This is a genomic window from Mesorhizobium sp. AR10, assembly GCF_024746795.1.
In the GTDB taxonomy this organism is placed as follows: Bacteria; Pseudomonadota; Alphaproteobacteria; order Rhizobiales; family Rhizobiaceae; genus Mesorhizobium.
Map to the genome: position 1 here is coordinate 2,607,951 of NZ_CP080524.1, position 24,707 is coordinate 2,632,657.

A 24,707-nucleotide genomic window follows, 5' to 3' on the forward strand; every position below is an offset into this window, starting at 1 on the left:
AGGAAGCATTCCATGGAACTTCTCGAACTCGAATTCTCCCGCGAAATCCATCCGGTGGATGTCATCGAGCAGGTGGCGCACAACAATGACTGGTCCTTTGAACGGGCCGGCGATGACGAGATTTCGATTTCGGTTGCCGGAAGCTGGACCGACTATCACGTCTCATTCTCCTGGATGGAGGATTTCGAGGCGCTGCATCTGGCCTGCGCTTTCGACATCAAGGTGCCGGAGGCCCGCGCACTCGAAGTGATGCGGCTGCTGTCGCTGATCAACGAGCAGATGCTGTTCGGCCATTTCGACCTCTGGGAGCAGGAAGGCGCGATCATGTTCCGCCAGTCGCTGCTGCTGGCCGGCGGGGTCGAGCCGTCGAGCCAGCAGGTCGAGGTGCTGCTGTCGTCGGCGCTGGAAGCCTGCGAATGCTATTTTCAGGCGTTCCAGTTCGTCGTCTGGTCGGGAACCTCGGCCAAGGATGCGCTGGCCGGCGTCCTGTTCGAAACCTACGGAAACGCCTGAGCCTCGATGAGTTCGAGCAACGCGCGCAAGCCCGAGATCAGCTTTTCCGATTTCGACCGTGTCGACATCCGCGTCGGCACCATCATCGACGCCGAGCCGTTCCCCGAGGCACGCAAGCCGGCGTTCAAGCTGAAGATCGATTTCGGCCCTGATATCGGGCTGAAGAAATCGTCGGCGCAGATCACCAAATACTATGCGCCCGATACGCTGATCGGCCGGCAGGTGTTCGCGGTGGTCAATTTTCCGCCGCGCCAGATCGGGCCGTTCATGTCGGAAGTGCTGACGCTTGGCTTTCCCGACGAGGAGGGCGCCGTGGTGCTTGGCGCGATCGAGCGCAAGGTGCCGGATGGTGGCCGCCTGTTCTAGCTTTCGTCATCCACGGGCGAAGCGGACGTGCAGGCCCGTGGATGACGAAGGTAATGTCAGGCCGCCAGCTTGCGCGTCGTGCCGAGGGCCTCTTGGACCGTATCCAGAAACATTTCGGCGCAGGCCTTCCAACTGTAGCGCATGGCGCGTTCGCGGGCCTCGGCGCGGTCGACATTGAGCGCGATGAGTGACGCTTCACGCAGATCGGTGGACACCGCGCCGCCGATGCCGTCACCGACGATGTCGATCGGTCCGGTCACCGGATAGGCGGCGACCGGCGTGCCGCTGGCCAGCGCCTCGATGATGACGTTGCCGAACGTGTCGGTGCGGCTTGGAAAGACGAAGACATCGGCCGACGCGTAGATTTCGGCGAGTTCGTCGTTGGGACGGTGGCCGAGGAAATGCGCATCGGGATATCTGGCCTTGAGCTTTGAAAGCTCTGGTCCCTCACCGACGACGACCTTGCTGCCGGGCAGGTCGAGATCGAGGAAGGCGGTCAGGTTCTTTTCGATGGCGACGCGGCCGACGCAGAGGAAGATCGGCCCCGGAAATCCCAGATCCTTCCGCTTTTCCGGCCGGAAATGGTCGATATCGACGCCGCGCGTCCATGGCCTGAGCTTGGTGAATCCGCGCGCGGCAAGGTCGTCCGCCAGCGACTGGGTGGCGACCAGCGTGCCTTGTCCGGAATTGTGGAAATCGCGCAGCCAGCGGTAGGCCCAGCTTTCAGGGACGGGCAGGCGTGCGCTCAGATATTCCGGGAAGCGCGTGTGATAGCTGGTTGTGAACGGCCGGCCGGCGTGGCGGCAGTAGCGCCGCGCCATCATGCCGAGCGGACCTTCGGTGACGATGTGGATGTGGTCTGCCTTGCGCGCGTCGATCAGGCGGGCGACATGCCCGGGCGTGGTCAGCGCCAACCTGATGTCGGGATAGGTCGGCAGGGGCAGAGTGCGAAAGATATTCGGCGTCAGAAAGTCCGCCTCGACGTCAAAAGACTTCAGCGTTTCCGAGAGCCGCTCCAGCGTGTGGACGACGCCGTTGACTTGCGGACGCCAGGCGTCGGTGACCATCAGAATGCGCATGGCGGTCCTTTGCCCAGGAGATCGTCGTCGGTGGCCTTGATGCGATGCCGGAACGGCGACCAGGCCGCCGCTCGCGCTTCGCTCCTGCGCACCCGGATGGGCGTTGCGTCGAAGGGGGACTGCGAGGCCGAATCAATATGGATCGCGCGCTTCATGCGCGCTCTTCAACATGGTTTCATGACGGGCGGATGAAGGCGCAACCCGCAAGTGCATTGCGGGACGAGCTTAGGTTCAGGTCAGGCGGGAACCTTGATCACGGCGCGCAAGCCGCCGAGCGGGCTGTCGTCCAGCACGATGTCACCGCCATGGCTGCGAGCGATGTCGCGGGCGATGGACAGGCCAAGTCCCGTGCCGCTGGCGTCGAGGTTGCGGGCCTCGTCAAGCCGCACGAAAGGCTTGAACACGTGCTCGCGCTTTTCGGGCGGAATGCCCGGGCCGTCATCGTCAATGGTGACGAGAAGCGAGCCGCGGCCGTGGTTGGCGGTGATCTCCACGGTCCTTGCATAACGGAAGGCATTGCCGACGACGTTGGACAGCAGCCTGGCGAAGGCGTTGGGTCGCACATGCACGTCGGGATCGCCGGCGAGCGCGGTCGATAGCTTGCGCCTGTGTAGCGTCGCCTCCTCGCCGAGTTTCTGGAAGTAGGCCTGGAGGTCGAAACGGCCGGTGTCTTCCGATGCCTCGCCGCGCGCAAAGGCCAGATAGCCTTCCAGCATCGACTGCATGTCGTCGATGTCCTGGTCGAGCGCTGCCTTGGTCTCGGCCTTGCCGCCGGTTAGCGCCAGCTGCAGCTTGAAGCGGGTCAGGATGGTTCTCAGATCATGGCTGACGCCGGTCAGCATCGCGGTGCGCTGTTCGAGCTGGCGTTCGATGCGCTCGCGCATCTGGATGAAGGCAAAGCCGGCACGGCGAACTTCCTCCGCGCCGCGCGGCCGGAAATCGCGCGGCATTGGCCGGCCCTTACCGAAGCTCTCTGCCGCCTCGGCCAGCGTCAGGATCGGGCGGATCTGGTTGCGCAGGAAGGGAATGGCGATCATCAACAGCACCAGCGAGGTGCCAACCATCCAGATCAGGAAGATGTGGGTGTTCGAGGCGTAGGCCTGGCTGCGGCGCACGAAGACGCGCAGCACCTTGCCTTCGAGCTGGACGCGGACCTCGACAATGTTGGAATTGCCGACGGTATCGATCCAGAACGGGCGGTTGATCTGGCGGGTGATCTCGGTTGAGAGAACGTCATCCAGAATCGAGAAAAAAGGCTTTGGACCGGGCGCCGGCAGTGGATCGGGCGGCAGCAAGTCGACCTTCAACTGCATGCGGTCCTGCGCAATGCGGATCACATTGGCGTAGTCGGCATCGTGCGGATAGGTCTCTATCAGGTCGATGATGGCGGCAATGTCGCGCACGGTGGCCTGCGACAGGCGCTGCGTCACCGTCTGCCAGTGGCGTTCCATGAAGACGAAGGCGACGACCGATTGCAGCAGGATCATCGGCGCGATGACGATGATCAGGGAGCGGGCATAGAGCCTCTTTGGCATGTAAAGTGCGACGAGGCGCCAGAACCGTTTCCAGGCGCGCGGCATTGCCCTCAGCGTTCGCATGGCGCGAGCGCTCAAGCCGCCATTTCCTGGCCGTTCCAGTTGCGTGGTCGCCATACGTCTTTTCGCTTATCTACGGCCGTTCAGCAGGGAGACCGCAGGTGGCATTCTATTCCACGCTGAGCCGTTCTGGAACAGCCGTGGCAGTTCAAGTGGTTAGGCTGTCAAACGATCGATTGCCGATCATTGACAACAAAGGCTTTATTCCCAAATTGTCAAACCCATTAGGCTTTCGTGCTGGCCCTTCGCCGAAGAGATGTTGAAGCTCATATAGACCATTTCCTCGAACTCAAAAGGACTGAGGTTCACCTCCAGAAGATGTCCTTTCGACAGCGTGTGCGTGTGTAGGCGCGGATCTGAGACGCGCAAGATGGGATGAAGGCGATCGCCGGGCGAGAGCCAGCTACGAGCCAATGCGGGCTACGTGTCCGGCCGCTTTGCGCCGCATCTCGGCCGTTCAGAGAAACGATCGCCGATCCCAGAAGCTGCCGTAGTTTCAGGTCCTTGGACGGGCCATCGTGAACGACCGACACTAGCTTCATCTATCTGGCGATACCTAATCCTCGCCGAGTCACACGCCAGATTGCAGTTCAGTCTCTGAACGCTCTAGCGAAGTAATCGAAAATCGGTTTGATCACGTAGCTGGCCGGCGAACGGCTCTTCGTCGTGAGAAACGCTTCAACCGGCATTCCCGATATTAGCTTGACATCACCAAGCTTGTGCAATTCTTCTTCAATCAGCGACACGTCGACAAAGTAGTAGAACGCTTGGGTGCGTTCATCGAGAAACGCATCCGCCGATATAGCCGTCACCCGCCCCTCAATGATCGGCGTCGACCGTCGGTTGAATGTGGTGAACCTAAGTCCAGCTTCCTGACCTATGTGAACCTGATCGATGTCCCTCCCTTCCACGCGCACTACGACTAACGTCGGTTCGCCGTCTGGGACGATATACATGATCGGTTTCGCAGCTTCGATAACTGATCGCGGCCCAAGTATCTTGGAATCAAAAACCATTCCGCTTACCGGAGTCCTAACATCTAGATTGCCCAAATTATGGAGAATGGAACTTCTGATTTCTATGAGCTTCTTCGATTGCTGTCTTAGAAGGTTTATTTTGTCTGCGCCAAGATCCTTTATCTCCAATGGAATCGCGTTCAGCTTAAGTTCCTGCTCGGCTAACTTTCCATTTAGCTCGGCAACTTGCGCCGTCAGAGTACCGAACTCGCCCTTTGCTGTAATAACTTCCTTCTGCAGGGTTGTCACGATCGTCTTCGTAATGAGCCCTTTATCCAGCTTCTGGATGGAGCCGGCAAGTTCGTCACTGGAGAATGCAAGCTCTTCGCGCTTAGCGTCGAGGGCAGCCTGTACCCCAAGGGCCTCATTACGGATTTGATTTGTCTGCTCCCGTAAGAGCGAGACCTGGGTGACGAGCGAGTCGTAGTGCGCGTCAAGCTGACGCTGCTGATGGTCCAGCAATGGCTTAAGGCCCGGATTGGTCATGACGGCCTCTTGCAAAACGGGATGGAGCGAAAGCTCCTTGCGATCATCCAACACGGCTTCCAATCGGGCCTCGTTAGCGAGGATTTCGAACAGCTCGCCCTCGACCGTGGCAAGTTCCGAACGAAGCGAAGAGTCGTCAAGCCTTAAAACAACGTCACCGCTCCTCACCTGGTCGCCGTTATTCGCAAGGATCGCGGCGACCACACCACCGACCTGGTGTTGAACCGCGATGCGATTGGCCGATGCCTGCACCTGCCCCGTGCCTATGACGGCGCCGGATATGTTGAACGTTGCAGCCCATGCAAAAACAAGGCCGAACAATCCCACCATGGCCGCTAGACCAATTCCGAGCGGTTTTCGAATGGTCCACGAGCGCCGGTTGCGTTTGTCTGGACCTAGCATGCCGATCAGTTTTCCTCGTCTGATTTGCCCATCTTCTCGAGCAATTTCGGCTCGCCGAGCGGTTCGATCACACGCCATTCCTCGTCCGAGGATGCTTTCTTGCGAAAGGTCTGTGCCGAAGGCTCCTGACTTAGCATCGTGGTCACTCGACCGACTTCCAGCTAGTCCTGTTATTTCAAGCACATAAGCTTGCTCTGCCGGCGTTCCCGATTTCTGCAGTCTATCGTCATCTGTTCCGGATGAACATAAGATCGCTTGCCTGGTATTCGAACTGTCCGCGAACGTGAGCTCCGTTTCGACCCCCCAGATTGCATTTTCTAGGTCGCGCAGCGTCCTTTCCGATACTGAAGGTGGCGCGTTCAATAAAGCGAGCTTCTTAGCTACTGCGGTTCGGGCCCGTTCATATACCTTTTGGCGCATCGCTGGCGAGTGATCGTCAAGGCCATTGATGGCATTCCGCAACAACGCAACTAGGTCCGCCAATTCCCGCCTCCATCAGCTATCGTGCCCTGAAAATGGGTCGGAGTGTCAACAAAGATTTTAGTCGAATTGAGCGCTAAGCCAATCCCTTGCGTTCAACGCGCTGCTCAAGTGAACAGATCAGGGCGTAAGTACGATCCGGCCAGTTTCATCGGCGCTTGTGGTTCCCCTTTGCGATGGGACTCCCTCAAGACACCGTACGCCTCACGGTGGTGGTGGGTTGGCCGGCCGTCGTTGAGTAGTTCCACGGGCCGTTTACCAGACTCGTTCTAGATAGGTGTCACGAAGCGGCGGTTTTTTGTTGTTGGTACACGAATTGCAGCCCGGCACACGAATTGCAGCCCTGAGTTGGTCTAGAAATGATGCGTCCCATCAACAAGTAGGGGGCCGATTGCCATCATGACAATCGACGCCCTCATCACCACTGGGGCCGCTGGAGCGCCTGCGGCTCAAGCTGACGCGCGCAAGGGAAGCCGCTGAAGCGCAGCAGAGCACCCTTGCCGCGCTCGGGCCCGACTCGCCGGGCAAGGCAGTCGCCACGTTCGGGCGCCTAATGGTCGAACAGGCACCCGTGGCGCTCACCGATACGGTGGACTTGCGCCGGCTGGTCGACGAGATGCTGGCGGAATGCCGCGAGGAGAATCTGCGGCTCTCGCTCGTTACGCTGGATGCCGAAATGCGGTCGCACGGACTAGGCCTGGCGCATACGCATGTCCGGCTGAACGCCACGCAGGTCCACAACGCGATCCGCAGCCAAGTCGGGCTGGTCACCTCGCCCAGCGACCCGACGCACCGGCGGTCCTACTTGGCGGCGGTAAACGATCTCCTCAACGCGGTAGAGCCGCGATCAGTCAGCTACGGCTCCATCCTGTCGGAAGATGCCTCGGCGCGGCGTCTCTTCATGATCGTCGCGCAGATGGTGAAGCACATCGATGCGGCGACGCCAGTACATTTCCTGATCGCGGAAACGGAGTCCGGCTTCACCCTTCTGGCCGCGCAATATTTCGCTCGGCTGTTCGGCGGCCCGCACTTCCGCGCCTATGTGGAGCGGCTGGGACGTCTCACCATCCCGTTCGGCTTCTCCGATTCCGGGCGTTATCTCGGCCAGATGGGCGCTACGGCTCCGCCGAACTGCTCGACGACGGCTCGATCGAGATCACATTCGCCTATCACAACGGCGATGAGGCTATCCTCAAAGCCAAACGCAACCATTCTTCAACAGCCTGCTAGCGCTCGCGCGGTAACGAGGCTTTTCCCTCGCCAAGCGCGCGCTGCATCAACAGTATGTCAAGCCATCGCCCGTGCTTAAAGGCGGAGCCTTCGATCAGGCCGACTTGTCGAAATCCGAGACGGTCATGCAATCTGACCGACGACGGGTTCTCCGTTCCGCCCGCGATCAGGGCGATCATCTGTCTGAATCCCCGTCCTTCGCAGAGCTTGATCAACTCGCTCAGGAGCACTCGACCGACACCGGCGCCCTGCGCATCAGGAGCAATGTAGATGCTGTCCTCGACCAAGAAGCGATAGGCTGGGTGCGTGCGGTAGCGGCCGGTATAAGCGTAGCCGATGACGGCGTCATCCCGGATGGCCACGATATGCGGATAGCCCTTGCCAACGCGGTTTCGCCAGCGGCGGGCCATCTCGGTTACGTCCGGCACTTCCAATTCAAATGATCCGGCACCGGCGCGAACCGCTTCGCTGTAGATCGCCGTAATGGCGGGCAGATCGGTCTCGGCTGTTCGGCGGACCAGGATATCGCGCGGCATGTACGAACTTTAGCGCCTCGGCGGGCGTCCGTCGACCCCGAAAAGAAACGGCGCGCCGAACGCCGCGTCGAAACATCCAAGTCTGCCCAGCCACTATTCGCGGCTGCTTCCCTTAACTGCAGCAGGAACATGATCAGGTCGTTGAAGTCGAGGTAGAGCTGCAGCGCTCCAATAATGGAGGCGTGTGCCGCCGCGATCTGGGTCGACTGCAACGAGGTCGTACGCGTGCTTCAGCCGCTGCATATCGTAAGCCCTAAGGCCAGCGAAGACGAGTAGGCCAACCCTCTAGACCTACGATCCGCAGACGAAGTCGCTCGAAAGATCGCTAGCAAGAATTTTCGCACAAGGTCACCGACTATTTCCACCGGGTCGACGCAAGCAGCCCGACGGCCTGGCGAGATCGCTTTGAACACAGGCCAGCGCGCCTTTGTCGGCTTTCCCGACGAGGTCGCGGACCTCGGATGTGGGCTGCTCGTCAACGAGGGCCTTCAATCGGCGATGGCCCTGCCGATGGTGTCGCGCACGAGGGCGTGCGCTACACCATCGACCTGCCCTTGGAGAAAGGAGCGGCGCATGAGCAAGCGCTCATGACCGGGCGGACACGCTGGAGGGGCGCCGGCTCCTTGTGGTCGAGGACGAGTACTTCTTGGCCGAGGACATCGCGCGAGGGCTTGAAGGAAAGGGGGCGGAGATGGTCGGCCCGGTCGGCAACATCGACGGCGCCTCGACCCTGATCGACGAGACAGAGCACCTGGACGGCGCGGTGGTGCGGCGAGATGGCTATCGCCGCCCTCGATCAGCCACTCGGGCGGCGTCTCCGACGACAAGCCCGACAACGCGTGTGCCATCTATCGGCCGCAGCCCGTGTGCCTCAACAGTCTAAAAATCGCGCACAATAAATGGCGATTCTTCGCAGAGGCCAGCTTGCAAAGCGCAGATGTGAGGGATACCGTGCATTAGTACCTCCTTAAGGGAGGTATCAGGCAATCCCGTCCGATCGTTCCGGGCTACCAGCATGGTCCCCGGAGTATCGTGTGGGTCGCTGGACGAACGTTGATTTGCACGACCCGTTAGACGTTGTTCGACCCCATGGGTGTCGAGCCGTGGGCTCGTGCGGTTACGTCGCAACAGTGGGTTGATCCCTAGGAGATCGGCCTATTTTTTCGTCTTTGCCAGGCGCGGCCCAGTGTAGGCCGACCATTCTCAACATGAACTAGAAACATGAATGTGCTCGCTAACTATGGCGGCTTCGCCGGCGGCGTGCACTGTGGGAGGTAATAATGGCTTGTTCAAATCTACGTGATTTCGCGGTGGATGGCGGTTCGCTAGCGCTGCGCAACGCCCTGGAAGCTGGCCTCGATCCGTTCGAGGCGATCCTGAAAATGTTCGGACCGCACGATCTGTTCGCACCCATCAGCTTCAACGAAGGCGACGAGGACAACGAGGGCAACGAGGGCGACGAGAACGACGAGAGCGACGAGGGCAACGAAGGCGACGAAGCCGACGAGAACGACGAGAACGACGAGGGCAACGAGAACGACGAGGGCAACGAGCCTGACGACGGCGACGAGGGCAACGAGGGCGACGAGGGCAACGAGAACGACAACGACGACGAGGGCAACGAGGCCGACGAGGGCGACGAGAACGACGAGAACGACGAGAATAACGAAGGCGACGAGGCCGACGAGAATAACGAGGACGACGAGAACAACGAGGGCGACGAGAGCGGCCTAGGCGACGAGGGCGACGAGGACGACGAGGACGACGAGAGCAACGAGAACGATGAGGGCGACGAGGACAACGAGAACGACGAGGCCAACGAGGGCGACGAGGCCGACGAGGACGACGAGAACAACGAGGACAACGAGGGCGACGAGAGCGACGAGAACGACGAGGGCGACGAGGATAACGAGGGCGACGAGAGCGACGAGGGCGACGAGAACGATGAGTCCGACGAGGGCGACGAGGGCGACGAGAGCGCCGTTGGCAACACCGACGAGGGCGACGAGGGCGACGAGGGCGACGAGAATAACGAGAACGACGAGGGCAACGAGAACGACGAGGACGACGAGAATAACGAGGACAACGAGGGTAACGAGAACGACGAGGGCGACGAGGCCGACGAGGGCGACGAGAATAACGAGGACGACGAGGACGATGAGTCCGATGAGGGCGACGAGGCCGACGAGAGCGACGAGGGCGACGAGAACAACGAGGACAACGAGGCCGACGAGGTGAATTTCGGCGACGAGGGCGACGAGGATGACGAGAGCGACGAGCAGGACGAGGGCGACGAGGGCGACGAGGCCAACGAGGGCGATGAGAACGACGAGAACGATGAGGGCAACGAGCCCGACGTCGGAAACGACGAGAATGACGAGAACGATGAGGGCAACGAGGGCGACGAGCCCGACAATGGCGACGAGGGCGATGAGAGCGACGAGAGCGACGAGAGCGACGAGGACGACGAGGGCGACGAGAACGATGAGGGCGACGAGGGCGACGAGTTCGACGAGGCCAATGACGACGACGAGGGCGATGAGGGCGACGAGCCCGACAATGGCGACGAGGGCGACGAGGATGACGAGGGCGATGAGGATGACGAGAACGACGAGGACGACGAGAACAACGAGGGCGATGAGGGCGATGAGGACGCTGACGTAGACGGCGACGAGGGCGACGAGGACGACGAGAGCGACGAGGGCGACGAGGACGACGAGGGCGACGAGGACGATGAGGGCGACGAGGGCGTTGAGGGCAATGAGGGCGACGAGGACGATGAGGGCGACGAGGGCGATGAGGACGACGAGGGCGACGAGGACAACGAGAGCGACGAGGGCGATGAGGGCGACGAGGCCGACGAGAACAACGAGGACGACGAGGGCAACGAGGACACCGGCGACAATGAGGGTGACGAGGGCGACGAGGCCGCGGCCGACGACAGCGGCAATGAGGGCAACGAGGACGACGAGGCCGACGAGGGCGACGAGAACAACGAGGGCGACGAGAACGATGAGGGCGACGAGGGCGACGAGGGCGGCGTGGCCGACGAGGGCAACGAGAACGACGAGGACGACGAGAACAACGAGGACGACGAGGCCAACGAGAACAACGAGGGCGACGAGGCCAACGGAAACGAGGACGACGAGGGCAACGAGAACAACGAGGCCGACGAGAACAACGAGGGCGACGAGGACGACGAGGACAACGAGGACAACGAGGGCGACGAGGCCGACGAGAACGACGAGGGCGATGAGGACGACGAGGGCGACGAGGGCGACGAGAACGACGAGGGCAACGAGGGCCTTGAGAACGATGAGGGCGACGAGGACGACGAGGGCGACGAGGACGACGAGGGCGACGAAGCGGGCGACGAGGGCGATGAGGGCGACGAGGGCGAGGAGGGCGACGAGGACGACGAGGACGACGAGGGCGACGAGGACGACGAGGGCGACGAGGGCGACGAGGGCGAGGAGGATGACGAGAACGACGAGGGCGATGAGGACGACGAGGGCGACGAGGGCGACGAGAACGACGAGAACGACGAGCCCGGCAGCCAGGTCTGATCACTGTCAATCTCGTGCAAATGCGACCGGACTTTCTGTCCGGTTGCCCTACCCAAACAACAAGGAAGCCCGGGAAACCGGGCTTCTTTCTTTTGGTATAGGAGTACGGTTGGATGCTTTCCGAAAGGCCGTGCGTGCAACGGGGCAGACACCTGCTTTGGTGTTTGAGCCCCTACCGGCCGGGGCATCGCGCCGGTCGAACGGGAAGCGCTATGGCCAGGTTTGGCAAGGCGCTTATTGCGTCGCATCGGCCAAGTAATGCGGCGTTGCTAAAACGAGCCTGAGGACATTGACCAGACCCTAGCGGATACCTGAAGACTGCGAAATGGAGGCCCCTGCTCGCCATTCGTTGAACCGACTTCATCGCCGCTTACTGCCTTTGTCCCCGGCCAGGGAGCCTTCGTCTAGCTGGCTGATGTGGATTGGGGGTTACCAGCTTCGAACGGCGCACTATCTCCGTCGCGGAAAGTCTCTTGCGGGACGCCAGCCGAAAGCGGCAAGACACGGCAGGCAGCTCGACCAGACAAACGGAGGTAAAAATATGGTTGACCAAGTGCCGCTGGTCTGATCTATTTTTTTTTTTGGAGCCGGGACACCTATAGGGGAAGCGTACTAGATCAATCGAGCTATAAGCACCGACCGATACTTGGGTCTGCCGGACATCCGCAACCGTGGGAGGAGTTCTGATGTTGACCGTGAATCCAGATGTCGCAAAAGAGGGAATTGCGAGAGCCGGAATGGCTGGTTCCGAGAGGTTCGTGCGGACAAACTATTTTCCGACGATAATCTATCAGTACGACGTCGAGAATTGTGAGCGTCTTAACAAGACTCTTCTTGATCTCACTTACGCTGAGCGGGAGCGGGACCAGGCCGGTGTCAACAAGTCGAATACGGCCGAGCTCGGCAGCTGGCACAGCGCCACAATGCTGCATAAGAACGCGGACTACGAACCGCTCCAAACGGAGATCGACACGGTACTGAGCCGGATATCGCAGGATCTGAGCTACGCGAAGGACCAGGTCCTCAAAGTCACGACGATGTGGTCTATCATCAATCCGCCGGGCAACGGTAACCGCGCCCATGTGCATCCCAACAGCCTCTGGAGCGGAGTCTACTATGTCCAGGCGCCGGAAGGCGCAGGCAAGATCGAGTTCATAGATCCTCGTACTGTAATGATAATGAACCAGCCGAAGTACGTGGCAAAGAAGAAGCGGCCACGGGACTGTTGGACTAAGGTGAATTACAAGCCAATCCCAGGACGCATGATAATATTCCCGGCTTGGTTGTATCATGGCGTTGACAGCAACGTGTCCAAAGAGAAGGGGCGCGCGGCCGATCGGGTCATCCTCTCTTTCAACTTGAACCAAGTACGGAAATAACCGCCGCCGGTCACGGCGTCGTCGTCGTGTGTTCAACGTTGTGAGAGACCATTGGCCAGGAGTAAACAATCGAATGTACTGAGGGAAACCTTTTATGGCGTCCGGTACATCGTATTTTTCGCCGTCCTCATCAGCCTGGTTTACGGCTTGCTGAGGTTGGCTGGTCCTCTTTTCATGATCCTCATCTTTGATCGGGTGTTGCCTTCGCGATCGGAGGCGACCCTGGTCTCCTTGCTTCTGCTTCTCGTCGCCATCCTAGCAGTGATGACGCTCCTTGATTATTCGCGGCGGCGGATACTGGCGCGTTTCGGTGCTCAGTTCCAGGAACGCATCGAGGACCACATATTCAGCTCCGCGGCACGCGACACCTACTTCGGCAGGAGCGGAAGCAAGCCAGCGGCCGGTCTAAACGAGGCTGATCAGCTCCGCGGGTTCTTTCACTCCGGCTCGCTGGTGAGCATCCTGGATTTCCTGTGGTCTCCGGTGTTCCTGGCTGTGGTATTCGTGATCAGTCCAATGATTGGATGGGTTGTGGGGGCTGGGCTCGCGCTGCTGGTGCTCATCATGACGGTAAAGGTCTGCTTCGCCAAGGCTCGCGACGAGGGTGCCAGCGAAGCGAGCGACAAGATTGGCGACCTCAAGGACACGCTGCTGGTTTCGCGCGATGTAATCGAATCGCAGCAGATGATGGCCGCCTACAACAAGCGATGGGTGCTGGCGCGGCGCCGGTCGCGCGACATGGCAGTTGAACTCAATGACTGGAATGCGTGGTTCTCGGTCCTGTCGTCGCACACCGCCAGGTTGATCCAGTACCTGGCGCTCGCGACCGGCGCTTATTTGACGATCAATGGCGAATTGACGGTCGGCGCGATGGTCGCCAGCATGTACCTGGCCCGCCAGGTCCTTTATCCCATGGAGAGCTTCCTGAAGCAGGTACCCAGTATCAGAGAGGCAATCGCAAACTGGATAACCCTCGACAGGACGCTCAAGACAGCAAGGGCGCCAACTGCAAAGTTGGAAGGCGGAGCAGCTTTGTACCTGTCCCAAGTGACGGTTCGCTGTCCGATCACAAAAACGAGGCTACTGCACAATCTCAATGTTGAGGTCTCGCTGGGTTCGGCGATCGAGATCGTCGGCAGTAGTAATTCGGGCAAGACCGTGCTCGCCGAGATGTTGATCGGGCGCTTCCCGCGTGCCGGCGGCAACGTCCTGCTTGGCACAATCCCTATCGAGCGACTGTCTATCACCGATGCAGCCAGGACGATCGGCTATGTGCCGCAGCGGGTCGACTTTATCACCGCCACCGTCGAGGAGAACATCGCAGGTCTGGACACTGAACCGGACTGGGACAGGCTCGAGCACGTGGCGCGCCTGGCGCAGATGCACGACAAGATTCTCTCCTTGCCTGACGGATATCTTACCCGCATCGATGCCGTCGGCAGTATCTTCTCTAAGAGCGAACGTCACCGGCTTGCCCTCGCACGGGCGCTTTATCCGGATCCGAAATGGCTGGTTGTTGACGAACCTGACGGGACCTTCAGGGAAGCTCTGTCCAAGAGCCTCAAGAGCGAAGTTGCCGACTTCCTCGCTCGTGGGGGGATTCTGATCATGCTCACCCGCCTCGCGCTGAAGACATATCAACCCACCCGGCGCTTCACCTTGGATGACGGCGAACTCAGCGAAGTTAAGCTCGACGGGGCGGCTGACAGAAAAGTGATCAGAATCCAGAATGGTGGTAAGAGGGACGCCGATTTCGCAATGGATTCAGCGTGATCGGGAAGTGTGAGCCCGGGCAGCTGAAGGCTCTCGAGGGCACTTGGTCGATCTCTGTTGCCGACCAATCCAGCCCAGCACTCAATGAGCACCGGCCGCGGAACGAACTTGCGATCCAAACTTAACATCGGGAGTGTGCTGGCATGGAAGGAAATAGGCCCGACTTTGACGTCTTCGCAATCAGAGAGCGTGATGGGAAGGGAAAGGACGTCTTCACGAAGATCGGAGTGGCGTTCAAGCGGCGGAACGCCGAGGGGGTGTCTATCCTCCTCGACGCCTTGCCACTCGGTCGACGGCTGGCCGTGCTGCCACCCCTTCCTGAGGACGAGGAAAAGAAATAAAGTTAATACTGAACTCTCCTGAGACCGTGAGACCCAGCGGGCATCCCCGCGGCCCACGCGGCGCCGCTCCCACGGTGCAAGCACAACCTGTTGCCGCGAAGGTCGGGGGTGCCGGCGATTTCGTCGCGCGCCGCTGAAGACTTGCGCTGGTCGACGTGCGACACTCGCCAAACTGTCGAAGGAGGGGATTTCTCGAGGTCCGGTTCTCTGGTGGGGCCAACCGATCGTCAAGGCGCGGCAGCGGCTGCGAAGGTTTCGCACGGTATCCGCAAGGTCCCGAAGGGCCGTCGCGACTTTCGGGCGCCGGCGAAGATTGAAACCGCTGCCGCCGCGAGGCTCCAGGGCCGACATGGATAGACGGCATTCGTTACCGTCACGCCAAACTTGCCTCGAAGGCCAATTCCCGCAGAACTCCTCGAACGGATAAATCACCCTCGAAAAGCGTCCACATCCGATCTCGCGAACATCGTTGAGAAATCTGGATCGCGAGATAGCGAGCGATCGGATAATTCCAAAAATAGTTGTAAGGCATCTCCGGCTGTAACAAAGCCGAATCCAGATGATCCCTATGGGTTCCGAGATATTTCTGGTTATCTTTATGCCAGACCTGAGAAAGACAACGGTATTGCCGCGCGTCACCGCACAAGGCGTATGACAACTGCGCCATTTCGCCGATAAATGCGCAAACCTCCCTCATGATTGGCGATACGAACTTTCCCCGGCTCGCCCTGATTTGCACGGCATGCCCAAATTCATGCGCAATAACCAGGGAATCGGACGGTTCGCCAAGAAAGCTGTAAAAAATTGTGGGATACGTGCCCGGTCCATTGTCAAGTGTGAGTGCTCTCGGAGATTTATTGGGCCGAGCTACAAGCGTCTTGACGGTCTTCTCGAAAGTGTCGTCGATAATGCTCCGCTGCGCGGGAAAGAATGCGCGCATTGCATCAGCGGTTCTCAGCCAAGCGGTCTCAGGATCAAGACCATAGCTTCCTGAAGCGGACCACTTGTGCCCGGCCGATGCGCTGGCGACCTCCCGGGCCACTGCGCTGAGAATGCGGCGGCAAGCAACCGGATCGAGCTCATGCAAGGCGAGCCAGTCCGAAAGGCTGTGCCGTTCTGCCCGGCGCGTCATCGGCATGCTTGTGCATCGGCGACGCTATAGACAAGCGGCGTGCCTGGCGGAAAAAGGTTCCTAATGTACTCGATCCTATGTGGGACGGCTCGCATGGTAGCTTCAGTGTCTGCGGGCGGGAAACGGTCAGGATGGTGCAGTATTGCAAAGGCAAACAGCGCGGTTTCGGCCAGGTCCTCTCGCTCCGGACTCCGCGCCGCGTATGACGCCAGAAATTGCCCATCGCTCGCCTGCGCCTCCTTCCAGCCATCCGAAAGCCGGTGATCCTCGTCGAGGGACGCATGCACAGACCCGTGAAACAGCGACTCCTCGAGATGATTGTAGCTCGCGCGCTCGTCAGCAGTACCGGAGTACACAATCACCTGCTCGGTGCCGGCGTGGAATCCCTCCTGTCCCATGTGAACGCTGAAGCGGTGGATCCCTGCCCTGAGCAAACTGGGTAGCTGGCCAAGCGGGTTTGCAAAGCGTAGGGCCTCGGCCTTCTCCTGGGCGCCGAATTCCGGGTTAATGCCAATTTCAATGTTCGTTCCATCGGCATAGTGGGCGGCGAACAGGAACGCATTTACGACCGGTTCGTCGTCCACGCGCTTGTCCCATATTTGGCGATCGGCACGACCAACATGCTCGAGGCAAGAAAAAGTACTTTCGTCGGAAGTACGTATTATGTCGAAGACGGTATCCTTTGTCCAACCGAACGGTGGCTTGTTTTTAGAGAGACCATTCTGTACTTGTGAGACGAAATACACGATAGTGGTCAGCGCGGCGAGAGTGATGATGCGGTTTACCAAGCTGATCATTCTGACCACAGGCGCCATTTGCACTTCCGCGTTGGTGCATCTTAGCCGAAGGTATCACCCGTGTCGATCCATTGTCCGGGATCAGGACATATGAGACGCGGCTGCTTCAGGCGACCGGCCGATGGCGCTATCCGTTGGCTGCGCAACACTGATTTCCCGATAACCGACCCTGAGGGAAATGTGAAGCTTGTCGGCGGCCACGACTTGACGGAGCTGCGGGAAACCGAATTGCGCCTTCAGGTTCTGATGGAAGGCATTCGCAAACTCTATAAGACCTCAGCGACCCTCGCGTTGGCGGCCGCGGTCGCTCCGCTAAGCAGGAGTGGGGTGCTGCCGAACCTCGTGCGCAGGGCTCTCACCTGCGTCTTTGGTCCTGCTCTCGGCTATCTCGAACGTCTTGAGGTAGGAGAGTCCGAGCCACGCTGCTAGCTCGGCGCTGAATGCTTCGCTTGTGCGGGGATCAACGGTGGCGCCATACCATCCGATGGGTGCGCCGCCCCGCACCAGCGGCAAGACCACCGCCGCGGTTTCCGGTGCGCGGGCGAGTTCCTCCAACTAGGGTCTCACTGGCGCGACAACGCCGGGCCGCATCGGTCTGACCTCCGCCTCGAAGGGCCTGAGGTGCTCGCCGCCCTGCAGCGCCTGCGCTGGCGCGTGGGCGCCCTCGTCGGCGGGTTCGAAGCGGGATATGCGAACCGCCGCCTGCGTGGTTTCCAGCCGAGCCGCGCGCATCTCAACACGCTGATCGCAGCGGCCGGCTCCGATATCACGGCGTGGGCGCGGGACTCGTGGCAGGGCGGGAATCCCCTCCCGAGTCTGACGGCTCGGAATGTGCTCTAGCCCTCACGGCGCGAGGCAGTCCTCAGGCGGCTCGACGCCGGTCACGTTGGGCTCCGGGGCGCCGAAGATCGTCTCGAAGAAGGACAGCCGCGCGGGCATGATCCTCTCGACGCCGCGGACGACTTCCGGGGGCAGGCGCTCGGGGTGCCTCAGGTAGGTGAAGGCGAAGAGCGCGGACTCGGCTAGGTCCTCGCCCACGGGCACCTCGGCCGCGTACGCGGTGATGAACGCCCCGTCTGCCGCCTGAGCCTGCCGCCATTCCGCGCTCTCTGCCCACTGGGCGTCCAGTGTGGCGTGCACCGACTCGTGGAACACCGTTTCCTCCAGATCGTGGGTGGCGATTCGCTTCTGGAGGTTGTCGGCGTACACGGCGAAGAAGTGCCCGAGGTGCTCGGCAAAGGCCGTGTGGTCGCCCGAATGGACGACGACGTGCGACAGTCGCTGCCGCATGACGGCCGGGAGCCGCCCCAGCGGCCCCACGAGCAGGGCCGCCAGTTCCTCGGCGTCCTCTCGCGTGCCCACCGACGGGTGGACCCAGAGGCCGACTTGGCTTTGGTCGGCGAACGCCACCTCGAATGTGTAGACGTCCGACGCCATGAGCTCGTCGGTATCCAGGGCGCCCGCCATCTCCTGAGTGGTTTGCCCGAGGTCGCGCAGGCAGCCCGGTACCGCCGGGTCGCTGGCTATGATGAAGTCTATGTTGTTCGACACGACCGAGTTCTCAAACAGCGGCTCGGCCGCGGCCATGGCCATGCCTGCGAGCAGGCAGGAGGCAAGCGCACCGGCGGCAGCAACGCGTCTGGACATGGGCACCTTCTGAGTGGCTCGAGGTGGGGCGGGGCAAGTAGAGCACACAACCTTGGAGTTTGCACGATCTCTGCCGGCTTGCTATGCGGTCCTTTGAGCCGCGGGGCCTTGTGGCTAGACAGGTTGTCCGTCACGACGATGTCGCCGGGCGCGTGCCTTGGGCACCAGGACCTGGTCGACATAACCCGGCCTGGCCATCCCGCTCGGATGTGTGGGGCGACGGGCCCAACTACCCGTCCGGGCACTGGGTCCAGGGTAGGTTCGGGGCGATCGGGCTGTCGGCGCTCGGCGCATCTCTGCACGCGCGTGAACGTGTATTTATGGCAGGACGGTTTCCACCTGTTCTTTCCAATGCGGGGGAAACACCGCTGGCGGGTCATCGGAATTCTTCCCAAGCACATGCGGAATCGGGCCGACCTGACCTTTGAAGAGCTAGGGCCAGAGCTTCGTCAGGAAGCCGGCGGGACCTCGATTTGAAGCACTGCAGCTAGCCTCGATCGCGGTGGGGATCAAGGGACCGATTCCCGCACTGTCATCAGGCGGCGAGCGACGTCGTCGGCCTGGCTCACGCCGTGATCTAGTCATACGACTGGCGTCACGCTGGGTCGTGAGCTGAATGGCTGCTTTTGCCAACTGGATGCTCGAAAGCTGCCGATCTGCTTACGGCCCATTTCGGTCTTTCAATGGATAACGCTATGGCGCAAAGCAGCCGTCCGCAGTGGCGCCAAGCGTGCTTTGACAACGGCATCCTCCTACGAGATAAGAGGCCAGCAAAGAATGGCTTTTCGATTTATCCACACGGCCGATATCCATCTCGACTCGCCGCTTCGTTCGCTGGCGCTGCGAAATTCCGATCTTGCCGAATTGGTCGGAGACGCCAGTCGCAAAACGTTTGTCTCAATAGTCGATCTCTGCCTAGAGGAGCGCGTTGATGCGCTTCTCATCGCTGGCGATCTTTTTGATGGCGATCAGACGTCGATGAAAACGGCGCGGTTCCTGGCGTCGCAGATGACCCGTCTGCACCAGGCCGGCATTAGGGTCTTTAAGATCCGCGGAAATCATGACGCCCTTTCGCGGATATCGAAACAACTCGTGTTCCCCGAGACGGTCACGATATTCGGTGGCCGTCCCCAGTCCGTGCTGCAAACTGCCGGCGGCCTGGACGTCATGTTCCATGGTTTGAGCTTCGCGAACCCCAAGGCGCCGGACAGCTTGCTGCCCAAATATCCGGCGGCCCGCGAGGGGGCGATCAATGTAGGGATCATGCACACTAGCTTGGCCGGGTCGCCCGGCCACGACGTCTACGCCCCTTGCAACGTCGCCGACTTGCACGGCCATGGTTTTGACTATTGGGCGCTCGGGCACATCCATGCTCGCAAAGTTCATCCTGGGGCGAGCACGGTGGTGATGCCGGGAATTCCGCAGGGCAGGGACATCAACGAGGCCGGCGAAAAATCCGTCACCCTTGTGACGATACGAGATGACCATTCCGTCGAGATCCAGGAAAGGCTGACCAGCGTCGCGCAATTCGAGCGGGTGAGCGTCGACCTGACCGGAACGGTGGAATGGCCCGAAGTCGTCGGACGAGTGCGATCCGCGCTGGAAGCCCTCCGGGCTTCTGTGAAATCCCGTTATGCCGTGGCCCGTCTCGGTCTGACCGGGACTTCGCCTTTGTCGTGGGCGCTGATCCGCGACAAGGACCTGCTGCTGGCCGAGGCCGAGCAGGCTGCGGAACAGGTGGGTGACACATGGGTGGAGAAGCTCGAGATCGACCTCGTCCCAGCCAAAACGGAAACAACCGAAGGTATTGCCGATCCGATTTTCGAACTCGCTCAATCCATGCGCGCCGATGCCCGCTCGGCAGCGTTTCGCGCGGAAGCGAGGGCATTCGTCCAAAAGATGATCGCGGACCTTCCGGCCGAAGGACGCGACTTCGCCGGCAAGGATGAGGCCGGGCTGGAACTGTTCCTCGACCGGGTGCTTGCCAGTGGCGCCGACCTGGTCACGGCCCGCCTCAAGGTCGGTGGATCACCATGAGGCTGCGGCGCCTTGACCTCATCCGTTATGGCAAGTTCACCGACAGGGTGATCGACTTCGGACCAAAGCCAGCGTCGGGGCCAGATCTGCATATCGTGTTCGGGCTGAACGAGGCCGGCAAGTCGACGGCCCTTGCAGCCTATCTGGACCTGCTGTTCGGCATCGAGGAACGCAGCCGCTACAATTTCCTGCACGAGTACAGCGCAATGCGCATCGGCGGGGTGCTTGAATTCGCCGGCGCGGAGCATGCGTTCACGCGCACGAAACAGCGTAGCAATTCGCTGCTGGACGCGATGGGCCAGCCGGTAAGCGAAATGGCGATGACGGCACATCTCGCGGGGCTGTCCCGGGATGCATACGAGACCATGTTCTCCCTGAACGACGAGACGCTGGAAGCGGGCGGAAAATCGATCCTAGAGTCCCGCGGTGACTTGGGAAAATTACTTTTCACGGCGAGCGCCGGCCTTGGGCATGCAAGTGACACCTTGAGCTCGCTCGAGACCGAAGCCGACGGGCTCTACCGGAAGCAGGCGCACGGAACCGAACTAGCGCTGCTCAAGAAGCGTCTTGCCGAACTCAAGTCGCGCAGGGATGAGATCGACACGTTGGCGTCGACGTATGAGAGCCTCGAAGCCGAACGCTTTGACGCGGCGGAAAAATACGCCCGCACCATCACCGAACGATCGGTGCTGTCGGCGCGGCTCGATGCCGTTGCCAGGTATCTCCGCGCGGGCCCGATCCTTGCGGATATCCGGCGCAAGGCAGCCCGGCTGGCCGACCTGCCGGAGATCCCATCACCGCCACGGACCTGGACAGGCAGCGTCGCCGAATTGATCGATGACGACGCTAGCCTGCGAACGCGGTTGTCCGCAAACACCGACGAGGCCGAGCGCCTTACAACGAGAATCGCCTCGGTCGCCATGGACGAGGTAGTCCTTGCGATCTCCGAGCGCATTCGAGCCCTGGGGGAAGGAAAGGTGCGCTATGTCTCGGCAGGCTTGGACCTGCCCAATCGCGGGATCGAGTTGCAAATCCTCAACAATGCCGTCGCGAACTGCCTCGCCGCGCTGGGACGGTCTTCAGAACAAGATCCTGCTGCGCTGCTTCTGCCTGCTGCCACCGTTGGAGTTGTTCGCGCTATGCTCGAGCAGCGATCTGGAATCGCGACCGGTGTACGCGTCGCCCGCGACGAAGCCGCGGCGGCCCTGGATGCGCTTCGGACCGCACGAGAGCGGGTGGGCGAAGAAAGAGCCGTGCCCGAGCCTGCTAGGGCAAAGCTAACCTCGTCTTTGTCGAAAGTGAGGGGCAGCGACCACCTCAGGGAGATCAGGGCCGCCCGCGAGGGGGAGGACGCCGGCGCAATTCGGTGGGAGGCAGCACTCCGGCGCTTGCACCCATGGTCTGGAGATGCGCGGACGCTGGCCCGCATCTCCGTTCCGAATGCCAGGCAGATTGGCGCGTGGAAAACACTGGCGGCAGAGCTCGGCAGAAGCAGTGCTGTACTTTCCGGGCGCCTTTCCGAACATGAGGGCAATCGGGCGGTGCTCTCGGCGCGGCTCGGTGCACTTCGTGCCTCGGTCGACGTGGCCGACGATGAAGCGGCGGCTGCCGTCCGGCGTGCCCGGGACGAGGCCTGGGAAAGGCATAGAGGTAAGCTTAGCGGCGAAACTGCGGATGATTTCGCCGGCGCGTTGGCGCGCGACGACAGTGTCGGCGCAGGCCGATTGGCTAGCGCTTCGGAGCTTGCCGAGATTCGGACGACAACGCGCAACCTCGCTGGGGCTGCGGCCGACATCTCGCGCATGCGCGAGCAACTTGCACAGATCGACACAGACGTGGACACCGCTTTGTCGGAAATGCGCGCGGGAGCAAAAGATCTGCTTGGAGATTGCCTGGAACAATCGCCTGAGCGCCTGATCGAACGGATCGAGGACCATATCGCTGCCCGCACCGATGCGCTCGATGCCTGGGAGGAAATCGAGCTTGCTCGCAAAAAGGCTGGGCGGGCGACCGATGAGGGGGAGAGGATACGCGTTGAGTTGAGCGGGGCACTGGAGAGCGTCGGCATAGGCTCAAACCCCAACGACAGCCTGGAGACGATCGCGGCCATCGCAGAGACGTTCCTTGATCGACAGCGCAAGGTGGACGCTGAACATGCCGAGGCGCTCAGGACAGTGAGCGCCAAGGAAGAGGATTTGGCTGCCAGACGACGCGCTGTGGGAGTGACCGAGCGACGTGAGGAAGAATGGCTGGCTAGCATTGCCGAAGCGCTTGAGGGCACCTGGCTCGAGAGCGGGCTTTCCGCGTCGGGTGTCGGCACTGTCCTTGACCAGCTAGCCGAATTGTCCAAAAGCCTGCAGGAGCGGGAGGCCTTGCAGCTCCGCATCGAGAAGATGAAGGCGGACAGGGACAACTTCGTCTTCGAGGTTACCGCCGTTGCAGCCGAAGCGGACGAGCAGGGGCACGACGAAGAACCGGAGCAGGTGGCGATCCGGCTTGCGGAGCGCCTGGAGCGCGCCGAGCGCACGCGCGAAACCAAGGCAAGCCTCGTGAGCGACCTGAAGCGCTTGCAGGACGCGCGAGACATTATCGAAACTGAAATTTCGGCACATGAGCGTCGCAAGAACGAGGTTCTGAACGTCTTTGGCGTCACAACATTGGCCCAAGTCATGGAACGCGACGAGCTGCTGCGAGACAGGGATCGCCTACGCGCTGGCGTGACCGAGCTCGAAGAACAGTTGTTGGTCGAGCTCGCCGTGGAAGAGTTCGAGCAGGCATGTGCGATATTGGATTCTCTCGATTTGAACAGCCTCGCAATCGAGACCGCTGAAGGCGACCAACGCCTGCGGGATCTTGACGAACCGATAAAGCATCAGCTTATCAGGCAGACGCGCGCAGCCGATAAACTGGACGCCATTGGTGGCGACAACGCCGTTGCCCGTATAGATGCCGAGCGGCGCACAGTCCTTTTGGAAATCGAGGAGAAGGCAGTCCGCTACATCGAGCTGAAATTGGGAATAATGTCCGCTGGAAATGCTCTGCGCATATATCGCGAGCGTCATCGATCCGGAATGATGGCGCGGGCATCTGACGCCTTCACCCTCATCACGCGCGGCCAGTACTCCGGTCTGACAACCCAACCTGTGAAAGGTGGCGAAGTTCTCATCGCATTGCAGCGCGACGGGCAATCTAAGGTCGCCGACGCGCTTTCAAAGGGTGCGCGTTTCCAGCTGTACCTGGCCCTGAGACTCGCCGGATACTATGAATTCGCGCAATTTCGACCATCAGTGCCATTTATGGCCGATGACATAATGGAAACCTTCGACCACGTCCGGTCTGAGGAGGTTTTCAGGCTGTTTGGCGAGATGGCTGGTGCCGGTCAGGTGATATACCTCACGCATCACCAGCACCTATGCGAGATCGCCAAGAATGTTGTGCCCGGCGTAGCGATTCATAATCTCGGATAGCTGCTGACCGCTACGTAGGATTCAACTCTCAGCATTGAAGGCCATAGGCCAGACCTCCGAGCTTATCTGGGCGGAATGCAAACTCGTGTATTCCCATTGCCCGAAATCTATATCCTAAATATACCCGTTCATGTCTCGCTATAAAGAAAATGTAAATTACAACTTATATGAGAGCGAGCATAAATCATGAATAATACTTCTGGATACCCCAATGCCAACAACGAGATTGCGAAGTTCATAGATCGCCGCATCGATCAGCTCAAGGGGCGGAAAAGCCAGAAAGACGTAGCCGTCGAAGCTGGGTTCATCAACACTAATATTCTCTCGATGATAAAGACGGGCGCGACGAAAGTTCCGTTTGACCGCGTACCCGGACTCGCGAAAGCGCTGGAGTGCGACCCTGCGAGACTCTTCCTCCTGGCGCTGGAGCAATACTTTGAGAGCAGCGCGTTGGTGGCAATCAAGCAGATCTTCGGAACTGTCGTGAGCGAGAACGAGGTGTCTTGGATCGAGGCGCTTCGCAAAGCGTCTGACAATACTGATCCACCCCTAACCGCGAAGCGGGCAAAGATCCTGCGCGCGATTTTCGGGAAGATCGGACCATACCCGGGTCAATGACATCGCGGGAGGTCGATCTCCTTTCGATAGCCAAAGTAGCAGCCGATGGTCGCTCCCATTGTGGGCGGATGTATCTGACGGGGAGAGAACGTTCATCTCGTTAGCACTATCGGGTGCTTTACAGCCGTGGCGCCAATGATCGCAGGTGCCACGGAGAGGCTCGTGCGACGTGTGCCTCGGTTTCCAGGAACCAAACGACTTTATTCGCTTGAGGGGATGCCCCATAGCGAAGTCTTAGGGTTGATTT

Annotated in this window: 19 protein-coding genes; 11 read left to right on the forward strand and 8 right to left on the reverse strand. The window is 60.5% G+C overall.

All coding sequences use genetic code 11. The features are described from left to right. Positions 1–12 precede the first annotated feature (12 nt). Positions 13–513 (forward strand): YbjN domain-containing protein, encoded by a 501-nt coding sequence (locus tag LHFGNBLO_RS16205; protein ID WP_006202532.1) that lies wholly within the window; start codon positions 13–15, stop codon positions 511–513. Positions 514–519: 6 nt separating this feature from the next. Beyond that, the gene (locus LHFGNBLO_RS16210; RefSeq protein WP_258608965.1) at positions 520–879 is read left to right on the forward strand and encodes a tRNA-binding protein; all 360 of its coding nucleotides are present in this window, start codon (positions 520–522) and stop codon (positions 877–879) included. Positions 880–935: 56 nt separating this feature from the next. Here LHFGNBLO_RS16210 and LHFGNBLO_RS16215 read toward each other — a convergent pair whose 3' ends face one another. The 4 genes from LHFGNBLO_RS16215 to LHFGNBLO_RS16230 form a co-directional block, all read right to left on the reverse strand. Beyond that, positions 936–1,958, reverse strand: coding sequence for a glycosyltransferase family 4 protein (locus LHFGNBLO_RS16215; protein ID WP_258608967.1), 1,023 nt, complete (start codon positions 1,956–1,958; stop codon positions 936–938). Continuing rightward, complete coding sequence (locus tag LHFGNBLO_RS16220; RefSeq protein ID WP_258608969.1) at positions 1,946–2,113, reverse strand: hypothetical protein; 168 nt, start codon at positions 2,111–2,113, stop codon at positions 1,946–1,948. The genes LHFGNBLO_RS16215 and LHFGNBLO_RS16220 overlap by 13 nt, the downstream gene beginning before the upstream one ends. Positions 2,114–2,194: 81 nt before the next feature. After that, positions 2,195–3,610 carry an ATP-binding protein gene (locus LHFGNBLO_RS16225; RefSeq protein ID WP_258608971.1) on the reverse strand — a complete coding sequence of 472 codons (1,416 nt, stop codon included), beginning with the start codon at positions 3,608–3,610 and terminating at the stop codon, positions 2,195–2,197. A gap of 533 nt (positions 3,611–4,143) precedes the next feature. Continuing rightward, complete coding sequence (locus tag LHFGNBLO_RS16230) at positions 4,144–5,940, reverse strand: HlyD family type I secretion periplasmic adaptor subunit (protein WP_258608973.1); 1,797 nt, start codon at positions 5,938–5,940, stop codon at positions 4,144–4,146. Between the two features lie 568 nt (positions 5,941–6,508). Here LHFGNBLO_RS16230 and LHFGNBLO_RS16235 point away from each other — a divergent pair. Next, positions 6,509–7,246: a hypothetical protein gene (locus LHFGNBLO_RS16235; protein WP_258608975.1), complete on the forward strand. Its 738-nt coding sequence runs from the start codon at positions 6,509–6,511 to the stop codon at positions 7,244–7,246. On the opposite strand, the gene LHFGNBLO_RS16240 is transcribed toward LHFGNBLO_RS16235, so the two are convergent. Then, positions 7,164–7,703 carry a GNAT family N-acetyltransferase gene (locus LHFGNBLO_RS16240; RefSeq protein ID WP_258608976.1) on the reverse strand — a complete coding sequence of 180 codons (540 nt, stop codon included), beginning with the start codon at positions 7,701–7,703 and terminating at the stop codon, positions 7,164–7,166. The genes LHFGNBLO_RS16235 and LHFGNBLO_RS16240 overlap by 83 nt on opposite strands. A gap of 1,280 nt (positions 7,704–8,983) precedes the next feature. Here LHFGNBLO_RS16240 and LHFGNBLO_RS16245 point away from each other — a divergent pair. The 4 genes from LHFGNBLO_RS16245 (at position 8,984) to LHFGNBLO_RS16260 (ending at position 14,762) form a co-directional block, all read left to right on the forward strand. Continuing rightward, complete coding sequence (locus LHFGNBLO_RS16245) at positions 8,984–11,269, forward strand: hypothetical protein (RefSeq protein WP_258608978.1); 2,286 nt, start codon at positions 8,984–8,986, stop codon at positions 11,267–11,269. Positions 11,270–11,955: 686 nt separating this feature from the next. Further along, entirely contained in the window at positions 11,956–12,648 is a 693-nt protein-coding gene (locus tag LHFGNBLO_RS16250; protein WP_258608981.1) for a TIGR02466 family protein, read from the forward strand. 51 nt (positions 12,649–12,699) lie between these two features. Beyond that, the gene (locus LHFGNBLO_RS16255; RefSeq protein ID WP_258608982.1) at positions 12,700–14,421 is read left to right on the forward strand and encodes an ATP-binding cassette domain-containing protein; all 1,722 of its coding nucleotides are present in this window, start codon (positions 12,700–12,702) and stop codon (positions 14,419–14,421) included. Between the two features lie 143 nt (positions 14,422–14,564). Next, entirely contained in the window at positions 14,565–14,762 is a 198-nt protein-coding gene (locus LHFGNBLO_RS16260) for a hypothetical protein (RefSeq protein ID WP_258608983.1), read from the forward strand. 373 nt (positions 14,763–15,135) lie between these two features. Here LHFGNBLO_RS16260 and LHFGNBLO_RS16265 read toward each other — a convergent pair whose 3' ends face one another. After that, positions 15,136–15,900 (reverse strand): hypothetical protein, encoded by a 765-nt coding sequence (locus LHFGNBLO_RS16265; RefSeq protein WP_258608984.1) that lies wholly within the window; start codon positions 15,898–15,900, stop codon positions 15,136–15,138. Continuing rightward, entirely contained in the window at positions 15,891–16,709 is an 819-nt protein-coding gene (locus LHFGNBLO_RS16270) for a hypothetical protein (RefSeq protein WP_258608985.1), read from the reverse strand. The genes LHFGNBLO_RS16265 and LHFGNBLO_RS16270 overlap by 10 nt, the downstream gene beginning before the upstream one ends. Positions 16,710–17,312: 603 nt before the next feature. Here LHFGNBLO_RS16270 and LHFGNBLO_RS16275 point away from each other — a divergent pair. Continuing rightward, positions 17,313–17,531: a hypothetical protein gene (locus tag LHFGNBLO_RS16275; RefSeq protein ID WP_258608986.1), complete on the forward strand. Its 219-nt coding sequence runs from the start codon at positions 17,313–17,315 to the stop codon at positions 17,529–17,531. A gap of 3 nt (positions 17,532–17,534) precedes the next feature. Here the strand turns inward: LHFGNBLO_RS16275 and LHFGNBLO_RS16280 are convergent, their stop codons facing one another. Further along, positions 17,535–18,338: a hypothetical protein gene (locus tag LHFGNBLO_RS16280; protein WP_258608987.1), complete on the reverse strand. Its 804-nt coding sequence runs from the start codon at positions 18,336–18,338 to the stop codon at positions 17,535–17,537. Positions 18,339–19,115: 777 nt separating this feature from the next. On the opposite strand from LHFGNBLO_RS16280, the gene LHFGNBLO_RS16285 reads away from it, so the two are divergent. The 3 genes from LHFGNBLO_RS16285 to LHFGNBLO_RS16295 all read left to right on the forward strand — a co-directional run bounded on the left by LHFGNBLO_RS16285 (position 19,116) and on the right by LHFGNBLO_RS16295 (position 24,460). Beyond that, positions 19,116–20,375, forward strand: coding sequence for a metallophosphoesterase family protein (locus LHFGNBLO_RS16285; RefSeq protein WP_258608988.1), 1,260 nt, complete (start codon positions 19,116–19,118; stop codon positions 20,373–20,375). Continuing rightward, positions 20,372–23,842, forward strand: coding sequence for an ATP-binding protein (locus tag LHFGNBLO_RS16290; protein WP_258608989.1), 3,471 nt, complete (start codon positions 20,372–20,374; stop codon positions 23,840–23,842). The genes LHFGNBLO_RS16285 and LHFGNBLO_RS16290 overlap by 4 nt, the downstream gene beginning before the upstream one ends. Before the next feature lie 186 nt (positions 23,843–24,028). Continuing rightward, positions 24,029–24,460, forward strand: coding sequence for an XRE family transcriptional regulator (locus LHFGNBLO_RS16295; RefSeq protein ID WP_258608990.1), 432 nt, complete (start codon positions 24,029–24,031; stop codon positions 24,458–24,460). Positions 24,461–24,707: the final 247 nt, after the last annotated feature.

Bases quoted from the DNA above. Each gene is read 5' to 3' on its own strand.
- LHFGNBLO_RS16205 (WP_006202532.1), top strand. From the start codon at position 13: ATGGAACTTCTCGAACTCGAATTCTCCCGCGAAATCCATCCGGTGGAT.
- LHFGNBLO_RS16225 (WP_258608971.1), bottom strand. From the start codon at position 3,610: ATGGCGACCACGCAACTGGAACGGCCAGGAAATGGCGGCTTGAGCGCT.
- LHFGNBLO_RS16245 (WP_258608978.1), top strand. From the start codon at position 8,984: ATGGCTTGTTCAAATCTACGTGATTTCGCGGTGGATGGCGGTTCGCTA.
- LHFGNBLO_RS16290 (WP_258608989.1), top strand. From the start codon at position 20,372: ATGAGGCTGCGGCGCCTTGACCTCATCCGTTATGGCAAGTTCACCGAC.
- LHFGNBLO_RS16265 (WP_258608984.1), bottom strand. From the start codon at position 15,900: ATGCCGATGACGCGCCGGGCAGAACGGCACAGCCTTTCGGACTGGCTC.
- LHFGNBLO_RS16270 (WP_258608985.1), bottom strand. From the start codon at position 16,709: ATGGCGCCTGTGGTCAGAATGATCAGCTTGGTAAACCGCATCATCACT.
- LHFGNBLO_RS16280 (WP_258608987.1), bottom strand. From the start codon at position 18,338: ATGTCCAGACGCGTTGCTGCCGCCGGTGCGCTTGCCTCCTGCCTGCTC.
- LHFGNBLO_RS16240 (WP_258608976.1), bottom strand. From the start codon at position 7,703: ATGCCGCGCGATATCCTGGTCCGCCGAACAGCCGAGACCGATCTGCCC.
- LHFGNBLO_RS16220 (WP_258608969.1), bottom strand. From the start codon at position 2,113: ATGAAGCGCGCGATCCATATTGATTCGGCCTCGCAGTCCCCCTTCGAC.
- LHFGNBLO_RS16210 (WP_258608965.1), top strand. From the start codon at position 520: ATGAGTTCGAGCAACGCGCGCAAGCCCGAGATCAGCTTTTCCGATTTC.
- LHFGNBLO_RS16250 (WP_258608981.1), top strand. From the start codon at position 11,956: ATGTTGACCGTGAATCCAGATGTCGCAAAAGAGGGAATTGCGAGAGCC.
- LHFGNBLO_RS16215 (WP_258608967.1), bottom strand. From the start codon at position 1,958: ATGCGCATTCTGATGGTCACCGACGCCTGGCGTCCGCAAGTCAACGGC.
- LHFGNBLO_RS16260 (WP_258608983.1), top strand. From the start codon at position 14,565: ATGGAAGGAAATAGGCCCGACTTTGACGTCTTCGCAATCAGAGAGCGT.
- LHFGNBLO_RS16285 (WP_258608988.1), top strand. From the start codon at position 19,116: ATGGCTTTTCGATTTATCCACACGGCCGATATCCATCTCGACTCGCCG.
- LHFGNBLO_RS16295 (WP_258608990.1), top strand. From the start codon at position 24,029: ATGAATAATACTTCTGGATACCCCAATGCCAACAACGAGATTGCGAAG.